General features: G+C 43.8%; 13 protein-coding genes. 4 read left to right on the plus strand and 9 right to left on the minus strand.

The genetic code is table 11. The features are described 5' to 3' along the window. The first annotated feature begins 47 nt into the window (after positions 1-47). A complete protein-coding gene (locus HOP08_01970; GenBank protein NOT73666.1) occupies positions 48-1,298 on the plus strand; it encodes a DUF5103 domain-containing protein in 1,251 nt (416 codons plus the stop codon). A gap of 36 nt (positions 1,299-1,334) precedes the next feature. Here HOP08_01970 and HOP08_01975 read toward each other — a convergent pair whose 3' ends face one another. From HOP08_01975 to HOP08_01985, 3 genes are all read right to left on the minus strand, one after another. Beyond that, entirely contained in the window at positions 1,335-2,135 is an 801-nt protein-coding gene (locus HOP08_01975; GenBank protein NOT73667.1) for a CRISPR-associated protein Cas6, read from the minus strand. Positions 2,136-2,302: 167 nt separating this feature from the next. Then, positions 2,303-3,400 (minus strand): redox-regulated ATPase YchF, encoded by a 1,098-nt coding sequence (gene ychF, locus HOP08_01980; GenBank protein ID NOT73668.1) that lies wholly within the window; start codon positions 3,398-3,400, stop codon positions 2,303-2,305. A gap of 152 nt (positions 3,401-3,552) precedes the next feature. Next, positions 3,553-3,927: a DUF3276 family protein gene (locus tag HOP08_01985; GenBank protein ID NOT73669.1), complete on the minus strand. Its 375-nt coding sequence runs from the start codon at positions 3,925-3,927 to the stop codon at positions 3,553-3,555. 155 nt (positions 3,928-4,082) lie between these two features. On the opposite strand from HOP08_01985, the gene HOP08_01990 reads away from it, so the two are divergent. Further along, positions 4,083-4,991 (plus strand): DUF58 domain-containing protein, encoded by a 909-nt coding sequence (locus HOP08_01990; protein NOT73670.1) that lies wholly within the window; start codon positions 4,083-4,085, stop codon positions 4,989-4,991. A gap of 25 nt (positions 4,992-5,016) precedes the next feature. Here HOP08_01990 and HOP08_01995 read toward each other — a convergent pair whose 3' ends face one another. Continuing rightward, positions 5,017-5,379 (minus strand): 4Fe-4S dicluster domain-containing protein, encoded by a 363-nt coding sequence (locus HOP08_01995; protein ID NOT73671.1) that lies wholly within the window; start codon positions 5,377-5,379, stop codon positions 5,017-5,019. Positions 5,380-5,470: 91 nt separating this feature from the next. On the opposite strand from HOP08_01995, the gene HOP08_02000 reads away from it, so the two are divergent. Beyond that, entirely contained in the window at positions 5,471-6,481 is a 1,011-nt protein-coding gene (locus HOP08_02000) for an acyl-CoA reductase (protein NOT73672.1), read from the plus strand. Positions 6,482-7,273: 792 nt separating this feature from the next. Here the strand turns inward: HOP08_02000 and HOP08_02005 are convergent. Then, positions 7,274-7,831, minus strand: coding sequence for a hypothetical protein (locus tag HOP08_02005; GenBank protein ID NOT73673.1), 558 nt, complete (start codon positions 7,829-7,831; stop codon positions 7,274-7,276). Between the two features lie 151 nt (positions 7,832-7,982). On the opposite strand from HOP08_02005, the gene smc reads away from it, so the two are divergent. Beyond that, positions 7,983-11,525 carry a chromosome segregation protein SMC gene (gene smc / locus HOP08_02010; GenBank protein NOT73674.1) on the plus strand — a complete coding sequence of 1,181 codons (3,543 nt, stop codon included), beginning with the start codon at positions 7,983-7,985 and terminating at the stop codon, positions 11,523-11,525. 444 nt (positions 11,526-11,969) lie between these two features. Here smc and HOP08_02015 read toward each other — a convergent pair whose 3' ends face one another. The 4 genes from HOP08_02015 to HOP08_02030 all read right to left on the minus strand — a co-directional run bounded on the left by HOP08_02015 (position 11,970) and on the right by HOP08_02030 (position 16,587). Further along, entirely contained in the window at positions 11,970-13,619 is a 1,650-nt protein-coding gene (locus HOP08_02015; GenBank protein ID NOT73675.1) for a T9SS type A sorting domain-containing protein, read from the minus strand. A 507-nt stretch (positions 13,620-14,126) separates the two neighbouring features. Then, on the minus strand, positions 14,127-14,705 hold the full coding sequence (locus HOP08_02020; protein NOT73676.1) for a hypothetical protein: 579 nt from the start codon (positions 14,703-14,705) through the stop codon (positions 14,127-14,129). Then, complete coding sequence (locus tag HOP08_02025) at positions 14,702-14,938, minus strand: hypothetical protein (protein NOT73677.1); 237 nt, start codon at positions 14,936-14,938, stop codon at positions 14,702-14,704. The genes HOP08_02020 and HOP08_02025 overlap by 4 nt, the downstream gene beginning before the upstream one ends. Positions 14,939-15,285: 347 nt before the next feature. Next, positions 15,286-16,587, minus strand: a complete 1,302-nt coding sequence (locus tag HOP08_02030; protein NOT73678.1) for an MFS transporter — start codon at positions 16,585-16,587, stop codon at positions 15,286-15,288. Positions 16,588-16,589 lie beyond the last annotated feature (2 nt).

Here is a 16,589-nt window from a genome sequence, read left to right on the forward strand (position 1 = left end):
CATTTGGTTGGAATACGAATTCAACGAATTTTAACGTTATTTAAACGATGCGGTTTGCCCTTCTGATACTTCTTCTGATCCCTTTCTCCGGCTGGTGCCAGAAAGAGCTTGTTCTTCAGGACCAAATTTACGAACAACAAATAAAGTCTGTTCAATGCTATTTAAACACCAATACACCCGGGAGTTATCTCCTTCCCGCAGTCGCATCCATCGGCAGGCAAAATCTGATGCTGGAGTTTGACGACCTCGCGGAAAATCGCAACAACTATTACATACGGTTGATCCATTGCAACTTCGATTGGAGTAAATCAACGTTAATGGACCTTGACTTCATGCGGGATTACAACGAGCAGATCATCAACGACTATGCGTTCTCACTCAACACTCATGTTCCCTATGTTCATTATCGAATGCCCATCCCTCCCGTCAAACTGCCGGGAAATTATGTCGTGATTATTTACAGGGATGGAGATAAAAAAGACCTGATCCTTTCCAGAAGGATATCCATCTTTGAGCCACGCTTCGACCTCGCACAGGATGAGACGATCTCAGGTCTCGGAAATATCCGCAACACTAACCAGCCTTTGAATTTTGTCATCAACTACGGACGCACCGAGGTGATCAATCCCATGGGCAGCATTCATGTAGTGGTGCGGCAGAATCAGCGATGGGACAATGCAAAAGTGGATGTGAAACCTAGCTTCCTGAGAGAAGATAAAAGCCAGATGGAGTTTCGTTTTTTTGATGTTGACAAGACTTTTGAAGGCGGCAACGAGTTCAGGTTCGTTGACTTCAGATCCCTCCTCTATCCGGGACAGAATACAATGAAGCTGGATAAGGCCCGTAAACCTTACGACCTGTTTGTAAACCCTGATATGCCGCGTGGATCACAGTCGTACACCCAATACCCCGACATGAATGGAAATTTTGATCCTGATAACAAAGACTATCAGCAGGAGCCCTGGATCAGCGGCAACTATCTCTATGTGAACTTCGGTTTGAAGTCGCCTCAGCTGAAAGGAAATGTCTACGTCATCGGTGCATTCAATGGATGGGCCCGGAATGATGAAAACAGGATGCAGTATAAAGATGGTTTCTATACCAGCCGGATGCTCCTGAAGCAGGGCTTCTACAACTATCAGTACTTTGTAGATTCTTCAGATAAGAATCCAAACCAGGTAGAAGGAAACTACTTTCAGACAGAAAATGTCTACGAGGTCTTCGTGTACTACAGACCTTTTCAGCCAAACGCAGATCTGCTGGTTGGATATTATGCCATTCCTTTTAATGCGCGCTAACGCACGGTAAATCTCTAATAGGATATTGAAGGATGATCAGGCGTAGACCAACTCAAGGTCTGCTTCCTTGCGGATAGGGTTATGATTGGCCATGTCAAGCATACCAAAACCCTTGTGTGAGAATTGCCCAAGGCCATGCTCATACACAAACTGCTGAACAGTCGGCGGAGCAAACAGCGTAAACGGGAAAGTGTATCCTCTCACCTCATACTTGATATCGGAATCATAGAGAGGATAGATACGTGCGAACTTCTTGTGAGTAGACTGTATTCTGTTCAGGTAATCCTTATCGGGAACAAGCTGGAACTTATAAAACCCAGTGATCTGTTCCGGGGTGAACTTACCAGAGCTTTGCATCTGCGCAATGGTAGAGTCATACAGAAGATCTGAAAACTCATCCGTTTCAGGAGGAATAAAGCGCTTTCCTGATTCATCATTAAATGCTGCACCCATCAGAACGATTGGTGAGATGCACAGGAACTTAACGCTGTCTGATACTGCTACCGGCTCTTCATGTTCGATTGCCTCCGGTGAAAGCTGCAGTGTTCCGATCATGATCTCTTTGTGCTCGAATAATATCTTCAGGAAGTAATCCAGAAATCCCTTATCAGAAGTGGAGAATACCAGCGTCACACGGGATGAATAGAAGTGCAGTCCTTTACGACTGATCTTCGTCTGTCCTTTGAGACCTGAGAAATTGAAATGAGTGAACTGCTGATAGAGCGGATCCTTTCCTGCAACGATCAATCCCTTCACTGTTTGTGCCAGTAAAAACTGATGATGGAAGGGGACAAAAGCACCCTTGTTCTTAAGCGAAAAAACGATCCTGATTCTCACAGAATATGTATAAAAGGAAAAAAATCTTAGTCCAGTAGTCGCAAAAAATTGAATGTGCGAGTAGCTAAAGTACTAAAAATCAGGCGCTATGAAAGTGAGCGCAACAGGAATATTTCAATTTCAATATAAAATACTGAAAATGACCAACTTAACAATTACTATAAATATTAAACATTGAATCGAAAATGCATGACATCCCCGTCTTGCACAACATATTCCTTCCCTTCGACTGCCAGTTTACCCGCCTCTTTGATGGAAGCTTCTGTCTTATACTTTTGATAATCAGGTATCTTGATCACCTCCGCCCGAATGAATCCTTTTTCAAAGTCGGTGTGGATAACACCCGCAGCCTGCGGAGCTTTCCAGCCTTTGTGGATGGTCCATGCTCTTACCTCCTGCACACCCGCAGTGAAATAGGTGATAAGGTCGAGCAGGTGATACGCTGCCTGGATCAACTTTGACAATCCTGATTCTTTCAGGCCATACTCGGCAAGGAATGTCTCACGATCCTCGAGGCTCTCCATTTCAGCAATCTCCGCTTCTATGGCAGCACACACAACCACAACTTCTGCCCCTTCGTCTTTTACAAGATTTTTCAGAGCCTCCACATGCTTATTGCCTGTGTGAACAGCAGCCTGTTCAACATTAGCAACATAGATCACAGGCTTGTCAGTGAGCAACTGTAGATCTTCAATGGCCTTGCGATCCTCTGCATCCGTAATGACTGTTCTGGCATTCTTACCGGATGACAGGGCAGTCTGAAACAACTGAAGAACAGAGAGTTCCTTCTTTGCCTTTACATCTCCGCTTTTGGCCGTACGTTCAACTTTATTGATCTTCTTATCTACTGAATCCAGGTCGCGCAGCTGAAGTTCTGTGTCGATGATCTCTTTATCGGCAACAGGATTCACGCGTCCGTCAACGTGGATGATATTATCATTCTCAAAACATCTTACGACGTGTGCAATGGCATTCACTTCCCGGATGTTGGCGAGGAATTGATTGCCCAGCCCCTCACCTTTTGAAGCGCCTTTCACAAGACCGGCGATGTCCACAAACTCAAAAGAGGTTGGCACAAGCTTGTTAGGATGGACGAGTTCGGCAAGGATATTCAGGCGTTCATCAGGAACGGAGATCACACCTACGTTTGGTTCTATTGTGCAGAAAGGAAAATTGGCAGCCTCTGCTTTGTTATTTGAAAGAGCATTGAAAAGAGTAGACTTTCCTACGTTTGGCAGACCTACGATTCCACATTTTAAACCCATAATTCTTTAAATCAGGGCGCAAATATAGAGATAAGTTCTATGTTCAGAGATCAAAATTCCGAAGTTTCCCCCTACTTCTGACGGCCTGCAATAAAAAACCCCGGATCGCTCCAGGGTTTTTAGGTTTAGGTACTAGGTATAGTTACTTCAGTTCAATCCCATTTCAGTTCAGTATCAACTGTAACGATTTTGGACTCTGCATTTTCTGCCACCACGGTCTCTTCCCGTTCTTCCCTTGCATGGTCGAACTGTGTAAAATCAACTCCTGGCATGAGTTCATTCTTGACGTGATTAACAGTATTATTCAAAGCATCCATGAACTTGTTAAAGTCCTCTTTATATAAAAAAATCTTGTGCTTTTCGTAGGTAAAACCTTCATCATCTTTGTTGTACCGCTTCTTACTTTCGGTGATTGTAAGATAATAATCGTTTGAGCGTGTCGACTTCACATCAAAGAAATAGGTTCGCTTTCCTGCCTTTACTTTTTCGGAGTAAATCTCATCTCTTCCATTCTTATTCTCTTCCACAGATCGCTAGGTTTAGGTTTGTTTGGGTCAAGGTATATTCGAAGATAATGGTTTCAAAAATTATAGCAAACACATGCCAATAAAATCCGGCGCTGTTGCGTTACTTTTGATCCACAACCTTCAAATAAAGCTTATAATTACACTTTTCAAAGCCCGTGGCCTCTAATTTAAACAACATTCGAAAGACAGGAAGCCTGGAATTATTGGCAAAACAGCTGGTGGAAGGCTTTATAACCGGCCTTCACAAGTCTCCTTACCACGGCTTTTCTGTTGAGTTTGCAGAGCACCGTTTATACAACGAAGGTCAGAGCACACGTCACATCGACTGGAAGGTTTTTGCAAGAACAGACCGGCTCTATACCAAGCAATATGAAGAAGAGACCAATCTCCGATGCCTCATCGCTCTGGATTGTTCTTCGTCCATGTATTATCCATCGAAGACGCTGGCCAAACTTCGCTTTAGCGTCAACGCCGCTTCGGCCCTCGCCTATCTACTGCACAAGCAACGTGATGCTGTAGGCCTTTGCCTGTTCTCCGATAAGATCGATGAGCTCACTCCCATAAAATCCACTGCTTCAAACCTTGAAAAGGTGTTTGGCTTGCTGGAAAAAACACTGGAGTCAGGTGTGCAACCCCAGAAAGCCACGCGGGTATCGGAAGTGCTGCATGGCATCGCTGAGAAAATTCATAAGAGATCGCTCGTCATCCTCTTCAGCGATATGTTTGATGGCGCGGAAGATCCGGAAGATGTATTTAAGTCACTTCAGCATCTGAAGCACAACAAGCATGAGGTCCTTCTGTTTCACGTAAGTGATCATGAGACAGAACTTGATTTTAACTTTGAGGAAAGACCCTATGAGTTTGTGGATCTCGAGAGTGGAGAAAAGCTGAAGCTCAATCCGGCGGAGATCAAAGTAAATTATACCAGATCACTGGACGAGTTTCACAGAAATCTGAAGTTGAAGTGCAATCAGCTGAAGATCGATTTTATCTCTGCCAATACACAGACCGATTACTTTACTGTGTTGCAGACCTATCTGCTCAAGCGCTCCAAAATGAAATAAGTTTAGATACCGGGTACTTTCAGGACTATGCCTGAAGTTCCTCCTGATGCAACCAGGACTTCTTCAATGAAAGGGCTTCCTTGGTTTCTACATGATCAGGATCAGGAACACAGCAATCCACCGGACAAACTGCTGCACACTGTGGCTCTTCGTGAAAGCCGGTACATTCCGTGCATTTCCCGGAAACGATATAATAGAACTCATTTGAGACAGGCTCCTGTAAGGATTTAGCTTCTACTTTGGAACCATCGCCTACGTCCACCAGGTCGACCAGCTTTGTACCGCCGGCCCAATTCCATTCCCTGCCACCCTCGTAAATGGCAGTATTTGGGCATTCCGGCTCACATGCTCCGCAGTTAATACACTCCTCTGTGATCTTAATCGCCATTCTTTACTGGTTTCCTGTAATTTTGCTGCAAAAATACCACCCTTTGAATTATTGTCAAAACACAACTCCCGCCCTGAAAGTTTAGCCGACCATGAAGTTATCCCAAAGATTGAATGCCTTTTGCAGCTTAGGCAATAGTATACGTGAGATGGAGCTGAACGATCGTAAAGCACTTGCTGAAAGAGTTAAATATCAGAACCAGTGGTTTACCGAAGAGAGTGTATTGCTTTCGCTTAAAGGAATTGAAGTGCTGCTGGAGAAAGACAAGCTCACAACATGGGTTAACTCCTATTCGCCGGAGCCTGCTACCGCAAAGGCTGTGGGTGTGGCGATGGCAGGCAACATTCCTGCTGTTGGATTTCATGATTTCCTCTGCGTGCTCTTGTCGGGTCACAAACTCAGAGCAAAGCTCAGCTCTCAGGATACTGTTCTTATGAAGTTTATCATTGAAAAGCTATTGACGATAGAGCCTGACTTTGCAGAAAGCATATTAATAGAAGAGAAACTAAACGGAGTGGATGCGATGATTGCTACGGGAAGCGACAACACGTCACGATACTTTGAATATTATTTCAGAAAGGTGCCGCACATCATCCGGAAGAATCGTGCATCGTGCGCCATTATACTTGGAGAAGAGCCAAAAGAAGAGTTTGAACTTCTGGGTAACGATGTGTTCTCCTATTTCGGGTTGGGATGCCGCAATGTCTCCAAGATCTATATTCCTGAAGAGTTTGATCTGGCAACGTTGATGAAGAGCTGGGAATCATTTCAGGATATTTCGAATCATCATAAGTTCGCCAACAACTACACCTATCAGAAATCGATACTGCTGTTGAATCAGGAAGTGTTCTGGGACAGTGGGTTTTATCTGTTGAAAGAAAGTGAAGCACTCGTCTCTCCTATTTCTGTGATCTTCTTTGAGAAATACAAAACCCAGGAGGAAGTTAAAAAGAAGATCGAACAGCATCGCGACAAGCTCCAGGTGATCACATCGGCACAGGGATGGTTTGAAAAGAGTATTCCGTTTGGAACGGCACAGTTCCCTCAGGTTAATGACTATGCTGATGGAGTGGATACAATGAGGTTTCTAAAGTCATTTTAACCTGTTAAAGAATCATTCATTGAGGATTCGATCAGGTCCTTGGTAGTATTCATAAAGGATTTTGAGAGTAACCCACATTAACTCTTCTTACTTTTCTTTGCTTGCCCAAAGAAAAGTAAGGCAAAAGAAAAGGCCCCACGAATGCTGCGCGACGATGATTATGTTGCCTTTCTTCTGATCATTAGTGCATCGTCTTGCGCCGCGCCATTCGTGGACGCCCGCCCGCCACGGCTAACGGAGAACGTTCGGTGTTCAGGTTGAAGATTATGTTTCAGTCAGTCCCAATTATATACAGAGCACAGTACAGTGGATAATTAAAACAGGCCCGCCTGTTCATACTCTTCTCAGATTTAAGAGTACCAACCCGCCAAGGCTCTCGAAGAACACTCACGATTCAGCTTAAAGATCATCTTTGAATCGGAAGAAAAAGGTCATTTTCAGCGCTTAAACCCACATTTTGCATCTATGATTATCGCTTATCTATTGTAAATCAGATACTTAGCGTACACTTTTCGGAGTTTAATTAGGTTCTAATTAGGTTCTAACTAGGTTCCAATTAGGTTCTACTTAGGTTATACCTAGGTTCTTAATAGGTATCAGTTAAGTAATAGAGATATTCCAATTATCCTTCAATTAAGAAACCTTTAAATATCATTCACAATGCTGCCTGTCACTATACTGAATAGCTTTTCTTGTAAAGTGATCAGACGATGTCAGGGAAGGGATGAAAAAGTTAAAGGATCTGAAGCCAGGTAGTGGCCGCAGAAGGTTAAACAGGAAAGTTTAGGATGTCTAGAACCTCTTCTGAAGTATCTCGCTCAGAATAAATGCCTTCTTAAAGCTTCTGGGATCTTTAAGATCTCTGAGGATCTCTTCGCGGATGCGCGACTTTGGTTCAGGCTGATAATTTTTAAACTGGTTGAAGCGAACAACAGTGTCTTCCAACTTCATCGTCTCTTCAAGCGAGGGCTTTACGAAAGCATACTTCGTTGCGTTCTCATACGTCTCGTAAATCTTGTCGTGCTTACGGTAGTCGTAGTTGGTATCTTCAATGGGTTTCTTCTTCTCGACGACTTCTTCTTCGTAGTCGTACGGCTTCCAGTCGGTTTTCTCCTCTTCGACGTATTCGGGCACAGGCTCAGGAAGGCGCTGTGCTTTTTTGGAGCCTTCTATTTCACGGAGCAGATCTTCAAACGTAACGGGCTTGCTGACGGGGGGAGTTTCAGTTTCGTAGTCAGATTCTACCGGCCTTCTTTTCGGCTGTGCTGCCTCAGCGTCCTTCTTCCTTTTGCGGGCAAAAAGATATACGATGCCTATGACGATCCAGACTAAGATTTTTAACTCATCCATGTGTTTCCAAAGGTATCAAATTAATCAGTTTATTAACCCTGTTTTTTACTGATTAAAGCAATGGTTTAAGGGCAAAAAAAACACCCATTGCGATTCATATTTCCTTCTATCTTTGCCAACTTTATTATTAAGAATAACCACTTTTCAGAGAATGCAGTTAGCTAAATTAGAGATCAAAGGGTTCAAGAGCTTTGCCGATAAAATTGTAATAAATTTTGACGAGGGAATCACGGGAATTGTAGGGCCAAACGGTTGCGGCAAGTCTAACGTTGTGGATTCGATACGGTGGGTGCTGGGCGAGCAGAAAACCAGCGCATTACGCTCTGAGAAGATGGAAAATATCATCTTCAATGGTACGCAATCACGCTCTCCCCTGCAGATGGCTGAAGTGTCTCTGACGATCAACAATACCAAGAATCTACTTCCTACAGAATACGCTCAGATCACGATCACCCGCCGCCTGTACCGCTCAGGTGAAAGTGAGTATCTCCTTAATGGAGTGACCTGCCGTCTGAAAGATATCTCCAACCTGTTCCTCGATACCGGTGTTGCATCCAACAGTTATGCGATCATCGAGTTGGGAATGGTGGATGATCTTTTGAATGACCGCGACAATTCACGTCGCACGTTGTTTGAAGAAGCCGCTGGGATTTCAAAATTCAAAAAGCGCAAGAAGGAAACCCTCAAGAAGCTGGAAGATACTGATGCCGACTTAGAGCGCGTCGACGATCTTCTTTTTGAGATTGAAAAGAACATGAAGAGCCTGGAGAAACAGGCGAAGCAGACAGAGACGTATTACAAAGCCAAGGAAGATTATAAAGAGAAAAGCATTTTGCTGGCGAAAGTTGTCGTCAACAAGCAGAAGGAAAAATTCAATCATGTCAATCAGCTGATCGAAGAGGAGAATGACAAGAAGCTGAAGTTTACAGCAGAGATCGCTGAGAAAGAAGCGTTGATTGAGAATGAGAAGACAGGTCTGATCACAAAGGAAAAGACTCTCTCTACAAGACAAAAAGCGATCAATGATCATGTGACGAACATCCGTCATCATGAAAGTGAGAAGCAGATCAACAATGAACGTCTTCGTTTCCTCAATGATCGTGCTTCCAGCCTGAGAGATCAGATCGATCAGGACAAGAAGAGTGCCGAACGTGGACATTTCGCCATTGACAGTCTTCAGACAGAGCAACTTTCTTCACAAACGATCCTCGATGACATCGCTTCCAAAGCGGATACGATCAAGTCGGAGTACGAATCACAGAAGTCTGCTACTTCACAGTTGCAGGTTGATGTAGATTCATTACGCCAGGTTCATCGCGCAAAGCAGGAAGAACATTTTCAGACCAACAAGGATCTTGAGATCCGTGAAATACAGATCACTTCACTGAAACAGGAGATTGATCGCGCTACAACTGATACTTCACAGAGAAGTGCAAGTCTGGTTGAATTTGAGAACAAGCTCATCTTATTACAGGAGGAGATCCAGGAGAAGACTGCTCAGCTTGACAAGATCAAGTATGAAGAGAACGAGGGACTGGCACGCATCAGCTCATTGGAGAAGACCATTGAGATGATCCGCGAGGAGCTTACCGAGACCGGTAGAAAGCTCGACGCCCGTCAGAACGAATATCAGTTAACGAAATCACTTGTAGAGAATCTTGAAGGATTTCCAGAAGCGATCAAGTTTCTGAAGAAGAAAGTTGAATGGACAAAGAATGCTCCACTCCTTTCCGACATCCTTACCTGTCCTGAAGAATACAGGGTAGCCATTGAAAACTATCTGGAGCCATACCTCAATTATTATATTGTTGATCACGAAGCGGAAGCTTACGATGCGATCAATATTCTGAGCGATGCAAGCAAGGGTAAGGCCAACTTCTTCATCCTGGATGCATTCGAGAGATTTGTCTCCCATCCTACCCAGATCTATCAGAACGCATACCCGGCTACACAGATCATTGAGTTTGATCCGAAGTACGGCAAGCTGATGTCATTTATCCTTGACAGGGTTTACTTCTACGAAGGAGATCTGAAGCAAGTTGAAGCGGATGATAATAATACATTCATCACGAAGAGTGGCAAGTACACACGCCGTCGTTTTAGTCTTTCAGGAGGTTCTGTAGGATTATTTGAAGGAAAGAAGATCGGTCGTGCCAAGAATCTTGAGAAGCTCAACAAGGAGATCGGAGAACTCAATAAGAAACTGGAAGAAGTTCGTCATTCATTGCTGGACCGTCAGCGTGAGCTGGAACACTTAAGAAATAACAATTTCAAGGTTGCTATTGAAGAAGCTCAGAATGCTGCCAAGCAGGTGAATGATGAGTACATCTCTGTAAAGACCAAGAAAGAGCAGTTTGCTGAAATGATCAACAATGCCGACCTGCGCAAGGAAGACATTCTTGAGAAGATCGATGTGCTGGTAAGAGAGCTGGAAGAGCTTCAACCGAAGGCACAGTTCATCTTCAGTCAGCTGGAAGAGTTTGAAGGAAGAGTGAAGCAACTGGCGGATGAGCTATTCACACAGAATGATCTGCTGGAGCAAAAGGCAAATGCATTCAATGAGCAGAACATCTTCTTCCATCAGCAATCCAACCGGGTAAAGAGTTTAGAACAAGAGATACGCTTCAAGCAGGAAGCTGTTGAGCAAAGTATACAACGTGTTACGGCCAATTCTTCCGAGTTGAAGCACAACGAAGATGAGATCCGCACGATTTTCGAGAGCACACAATCCGGAGACGAAGAGCTGATCAAGCTTTACGCTCAGAAAGATGAAATGGAGCGTGGACTCAATGAAGCGGAGAAAGATTACTATGCAGCACGTGGAGAGATCGACCAGGTAGAGAAAGACCTGAGAAGCATTCAGCACATGCGTGAAGGAATTGATGCCATGCTGATGCAGCTTCAGAATGAGCTGAATGAAAGCAAGATGGAACTCAATTCCGTTAAGGAAAGACTTTCCGTGGAGTTCAATGTGGTGATGGACGATGTGATCACACAGATCACAGAAGAAGAGAACGCACAGCTGTCAGGGACCAACGAAGAGAAGCTTCGCAATGAAGTAAGCAAGATCCGTGAAAAGCTTGACAACATGGGACCAATCAATCCGATGGCCATGGAAGCATATAATGAGATCAAGGAGCGCAATGACTTTATCATTACACAAAAAGATGATCTTATCAAGGCAAAGGAATCGCTCTTCAATACGATCAGCGAGATAGAAGGTGTTGCCAGTCAGACATTTAACGATGCATTCCAGCGCATCAAGGAGCACTTTGTACGAGTATTCAGATCCCTGTTCAACGAGGGTGATGATTGCGATATCAAGCTTAGCGATCCTTCAAGACCACTGGAATCGGAAATTGAGATCATTGCAAAGCCAAAGGGAAAACGTCCGTTGGGAATCAACCAGCTGAGCGGAGGAGAAAAGACCTTAACGGCTACTGCGCTGTTGTTCTCGATGTATCTGTTGAAGCCTGCACCGTTCTGTATTTTTGATGAGGTGGATGCTCCATTGGATGACGCCAACATTGATAAGTTCAATAATATTATCCGAAGCTTCAGCAAGGATTCACAATTCATCATTGTGACACACAACAAACGTACAATGACCACTACGGATGTGATCTACGGAATTACCATGGTTGAGAAAGGTATCTCACGCGTGGTGCCTGTGGATCTTAGGGAGCTAGCTTAAATGAGGAAGGTCATGAGTGAAAGCTCATGCCTTCCTCATTTGTTTATTGAGTGCTGTCATTCCAGATCACAACTATTCAATGTAACAAATCTTCAATAGTAATCTCACCGAAGTTATAGATAGTTCATTCACCCTGATAGCAACCACAAGCTTCCATCCAGTTCCCAACATTAACTCTTCTTACTTTTCTTTGCTTGCCCAAAGAAAAGTAAGGCAAAAGAAAGGGCTCCACGAACGCTGCGCATCGATGATCGATTTGCAATTGTTCTGATCACTTGTTACGTCGCTTTACGCCGCTCCGTTCGTGGACGTCCACGCGCCACGGCTATCGAACAACGTTCGCTATTCAAGATAATTATTATGTTTCAGTCAGACTCAACAATGACGACTTAATCAACTCACGTTAAGAGTTCATGGGTAAAGGCTCATGCCTTCCTCATTTGTTTATTGACGCAGCACTTTAATCACTTGCACTTCCTGCCCGAATTTTACTTTGAGGAAGTAAATCCCTGAAGGAAGATGCGTCTGGGAGAATGTGACCTGATGTTTTCCTTCTTCACGAAATTGGCTTTCCTCATAAAGTTTCCTTCCTGCAAGGTCGAGGATCTCTGCCCCTACTGTTCCGGCAACGCTTAGCTCATACTCTACCTGAAGCTGACTTGAGAAAGGATTTGGAAAGGCGGCAACTCTTAAACTTTTTGAAGTATTGAATTCTTCGACTCCAGTCGTGATACCCGGGATACTTGCATCCAGCCATTGAAGACGCTTGGTGGTCCAGTCCTTTAAGAAATTAACTTCTGATTGGTAGGTATTGCCGACGAATGAATTAGGCCACACATAAGCACCCAGGACGGGCCATGCCTGAAAGTTCCGTTGCTGAGATTCAACGTTGAGTACGGTAGCAACCGAATCAATGTAGGTCATCACCTTTGAAGTCTGGAACGGACCGGCCCGCAAGTCACTCCATCTCGCAACGACCTGGGCTTTGAAGGCTTCGTCTTTAAACAGTCTGTTCCACCAGAACGGAGTCAGCCATCCGTCGGTGGGACATGTGTAGTTGTAGTCGATGACAAAACCTTCCGTTCCGCCTTTGATACAAAAGTCTACGTTGCCGAAGCCGAGATTGAAATCCCAGATAGGCCCCATAAAGATCTTTCCGCCATCAGAATCTTTCTTCTTATGCAGGTAGGTACTGAGGCGATAGGCATCAGGATTGCGCGACAGTTCATTCGCAATGAAATAGTCAACGAAGGAGTTTACGTCGATGTATTTCCTGTATCCGTTGGCAGGATCTTTGAAATTCTCACCTGCTAAAGCTGTCTCAAAAGAGGCAAAGTAATTTTTAATGTATGCTTTCTGTTCGGGAGCAATGTCTTCCTGCTTGGGGTAATCATATTGAAAGAAGGTAGTTTGATTTCCGCTTCTGTGAATGGGCGGAAAGGTTGAGGACCAGCCATCGCCCCCACTGCCGGTGGTCTTATCGATCTTGACGATGTATCCACCGGTAAGATTGTCGCCTGATATTTCAGCAGGATCAAGCTTGTCAATGTTAACACGGTTCTTATCCCGTTTTACTTTTTCAAGGAGAACATAGACCCCCTGATAGACATTGTTCAATACTAGTTCGCAGTAGCGCGACCGCGATGCATAGTCACCCATGTCACGACCCAGCTTGTAGGCAAGCACATCACGCATGAGACTCTTATCATTGTAAGGCGCAAAGAGCACCCAGTCATCTTTCTTTGGAAGGCCGAGCAGAGGAGCATCGATACCCTCGCCGGCGTTATCACGGAGCTCGATGCCGTATTGCTTTTTAGGGAATAAGGTTTGAGAGGTAGATCCACGTCTTTCGATTCCGATCTTTCCGGAGAAGTTGTTGAAGGGATCATTCACATTATTTCTTACACCTACTCCATTATAAATGATCCCCATGTCAGCGGTGATCTTGGGTTCGTCAAGAATTTCCTGATTGGAAGTGTTGATTACTATGATTGGGAGATTGGACGAAGTAAATGTTACGGGCCTGGGTGGCTGAGCGTATGCTAAATTGGTCCAGCATGTCAGAAATGCGATGGTGTAGAAAATTTTACTCACTGGAAATGATCTTATTGTTATTCTAAGCAAAAGCTAAGAATAGAAAAGAGAATAAAAAAGCTTCAGGGACATGTCGTTGTACCCTGGGGTGACGGCTTTTCGCATGCCGATCATTTGGGATCGCTCCTAAACTTAAAATTTAGAATGCCCGGCATACGAAGCCCACTATTCAATATAACAAATCTTCTTCAACCCCGCCATTGTTGGCATTAACCCAAAACAGACAAAGTGGAGATCAGTTTTACCCAACGACTTATCAACTCATGCCGAGCGTAGTTAAAGTAAAGATTGGGCGCATCACAGATCCAGGCTTCGGCGACAATGTGTTCAATAGTAAGATCGGGTTTACACAACCCGACCGGCGGCAGATCCGGACTAGTGGGAATTGCAAATCCCGACCAGCGGTCTAGCGGGAGATAGCGGGATAAAAGCATATCCTGACTAGCTGGCAACATTCGCTATTTAAGTAAATATTATGCTTCAGCCAGTCCCAATGATGATGACTTATCAATGTTTGTATATCTTTCCATGATAGACCTGACTTATATGATTACTACTGTCAAATATGAAATAGAAACTTATTGACGTACCAATAGATTTAGAAGAACAAACAAACATAAGATTTGCCAATATTGTGTTTTTATATACACTAGAAAATTCCAGAACGAACTGATTAACAAATTCTATTTGTTTTCCCTTGGGCAAAAACTGATAATCTCTATACTCAAAATTAATAGAATCACTTACACTCGTTGCCAATTTGCCGTCTAATCCAATTTCTTCTGTGCACTTTCCAGTGAATCCATACTTTTTTTGTAAAATGTCGCACAAGCATGAATAAGGGGAATTCAAAATAACTCTTTCTGATAGCACAATTTTATCATTCTTTGGCCCAGTATATGCTTCTCCTCTACCAGTAATTACACAGGGTTCACTCTTAATTATTTCGGACATGTATTTTAAAGCAACAGTATCTTTTTCTATATAGGACATCGCTTTCTTATGTAATACATCCTGGCCCCTACAGTTCGTACAGAGAAACGTTAGAACGCCAATTTTAAAATATAAACTCAACATATTTTTCATTTTTTCGTTTTTAAAAGAGGGGAAATAGTTGGAATGAAGGCTTTATCAGTACGAAATCTTCTAGCACTTGCATCATTCTGATTCATATTTATCATATGGACTGATACAATCGTTCCATTTTTTTTCTTAAAATCTAACGTGTTACTTAATACATTACTATTTGCATCTTTTGCTATCTGAATATTATACTTCTCTCTTGTTGCCCATCCGTTTTCTGTTGCAAATTTATTCACAATATTGACCACGTCTCCCTTGGATCGCGATGGTGGGACGATCTTTGTGTCTTGTCCAAAGCAAAGGACAGAGCATAATAAAAGTAAGACGACCCCGATTTGGGCCCACAAAATGCTTCGCATGAACAAACTACTTAGGGAGGTTCTGAATTACTAGGGTATAATAAGATTACACTAATCCAGAAACATTGACTAGGCGGATATGATGAACGGTAAACCTTAGTTCAGATTATTTTTCAGCCCAGGGCTTTCTGGCGAAACTGTGAGGGTATGAATTGGTTTACAGTAGCACATGGCGGAGCCGTCGCACCAGAACAACAAAGCAAATCGGCTAACAATATATTATACTACAACTTAATCCGCTCCATTCTCGGAACGAGGATATGCATTACCAGCCATGCGAGAAGGTAGGCAGCACCACAGATGAAGAACATAATGTAGTACGCTGTTTCAATCTGTCCGATACCACGGTAGTAAACAAACATGTTCTTCTGAACAAAGAGTGAAAGTACAATCCCTCCCAATGCTCCAAACATTCCGCCGATACCGGTTACGGAGCCCACTGATTTTTTAGGAAACATATCTGATACGGTCGTGAAGATATTCGCGCTCCACGCCTGATGGGCGGCAGCAGCTATACCAATAACAACAACGGCCAGCCACATGTTGACTTCTCCAGCGATCTGGGCGAAGACAATAGGCAAAACAAAAAATGCATAGATCAGCATGGAAGTCTTGCGGGCCTGAAATACAGGCTTTCCACTATTAATAAATGCAAAGGGCAACCATCCCCCACCCACACTTCCGAATGTTGAAAGCATGTAGACCGATGCAACGGGCAATGCTACCTCGGTGCCTTTCAATCCATACTGACTTTCCAGAAAATCCGGTAGCCAGAAAATATAAAACCACCAGATCGGATCAGTAAGGAACTTGCCCAATACAAATGCCCATGTCTGTTTAAAGCTCAGAAGCTTAAACCAGGAAACACGAGGGCCATCATCTTCCGCGACTTCTTCTGCATCGCTGTGAATGTATTTAAACTCGGCTTCCTGAAGTTTTTTGTGACGGGCAGGAACTTCATAAACCAAAAACCAGAGTATCATCCAGATGAAACCAAGAGAACCGGTGATGATGAATGCCCACTTCCATCCCCAGGCTTCTGCAATGAACGGAACACTTAACGGAGCAACAATGGCTCCGATGTTTGCGCCCGAGTTAAAGATACCCGTTGCCAAAGCCCGTTCCCTCTTAGGAAACCACTCTGCTGTTGTTTTGATGGCCGCAGGAAAATTTCCTGACTCTGTTACCCCGAGTGCAGAGCGAACAACGATAAAACCCAATGTACTACTCACAAGAGAATGCGCGACGGCTGCTACACTCCACAGAAAGGTAGCCAGCAGATATCCGATCTTTGTTCCAAGCTTATCGATGAGTCTTCCGGCTCCCAGCATTCCAAGAGCATAGGCAAGCTTGAAAGCAATTTCTATGTTAGCATAGTCACCATCATTCCAGTTGAACTCAACGGACAGAGGCGATTTCAATAAGCTGATAACAGCACGGTCAAGATAGTTGATAGTCGTAGCGAAAAAAACAAGGCTGCAAATAGTCCAGCGATAATTTCCTATAGCATTGGCTTTGTTTTCCATGG

The sequence above is a fragment of the Cyclobacteriaceae bacterium genome, from assembly GCA_013141055.1.
Taxonomy (GTDB): Bacteria; Bacteroidota; Bacteroidia; order Cytophagales; family Cyclobacteriaceae; genus ELB16-189.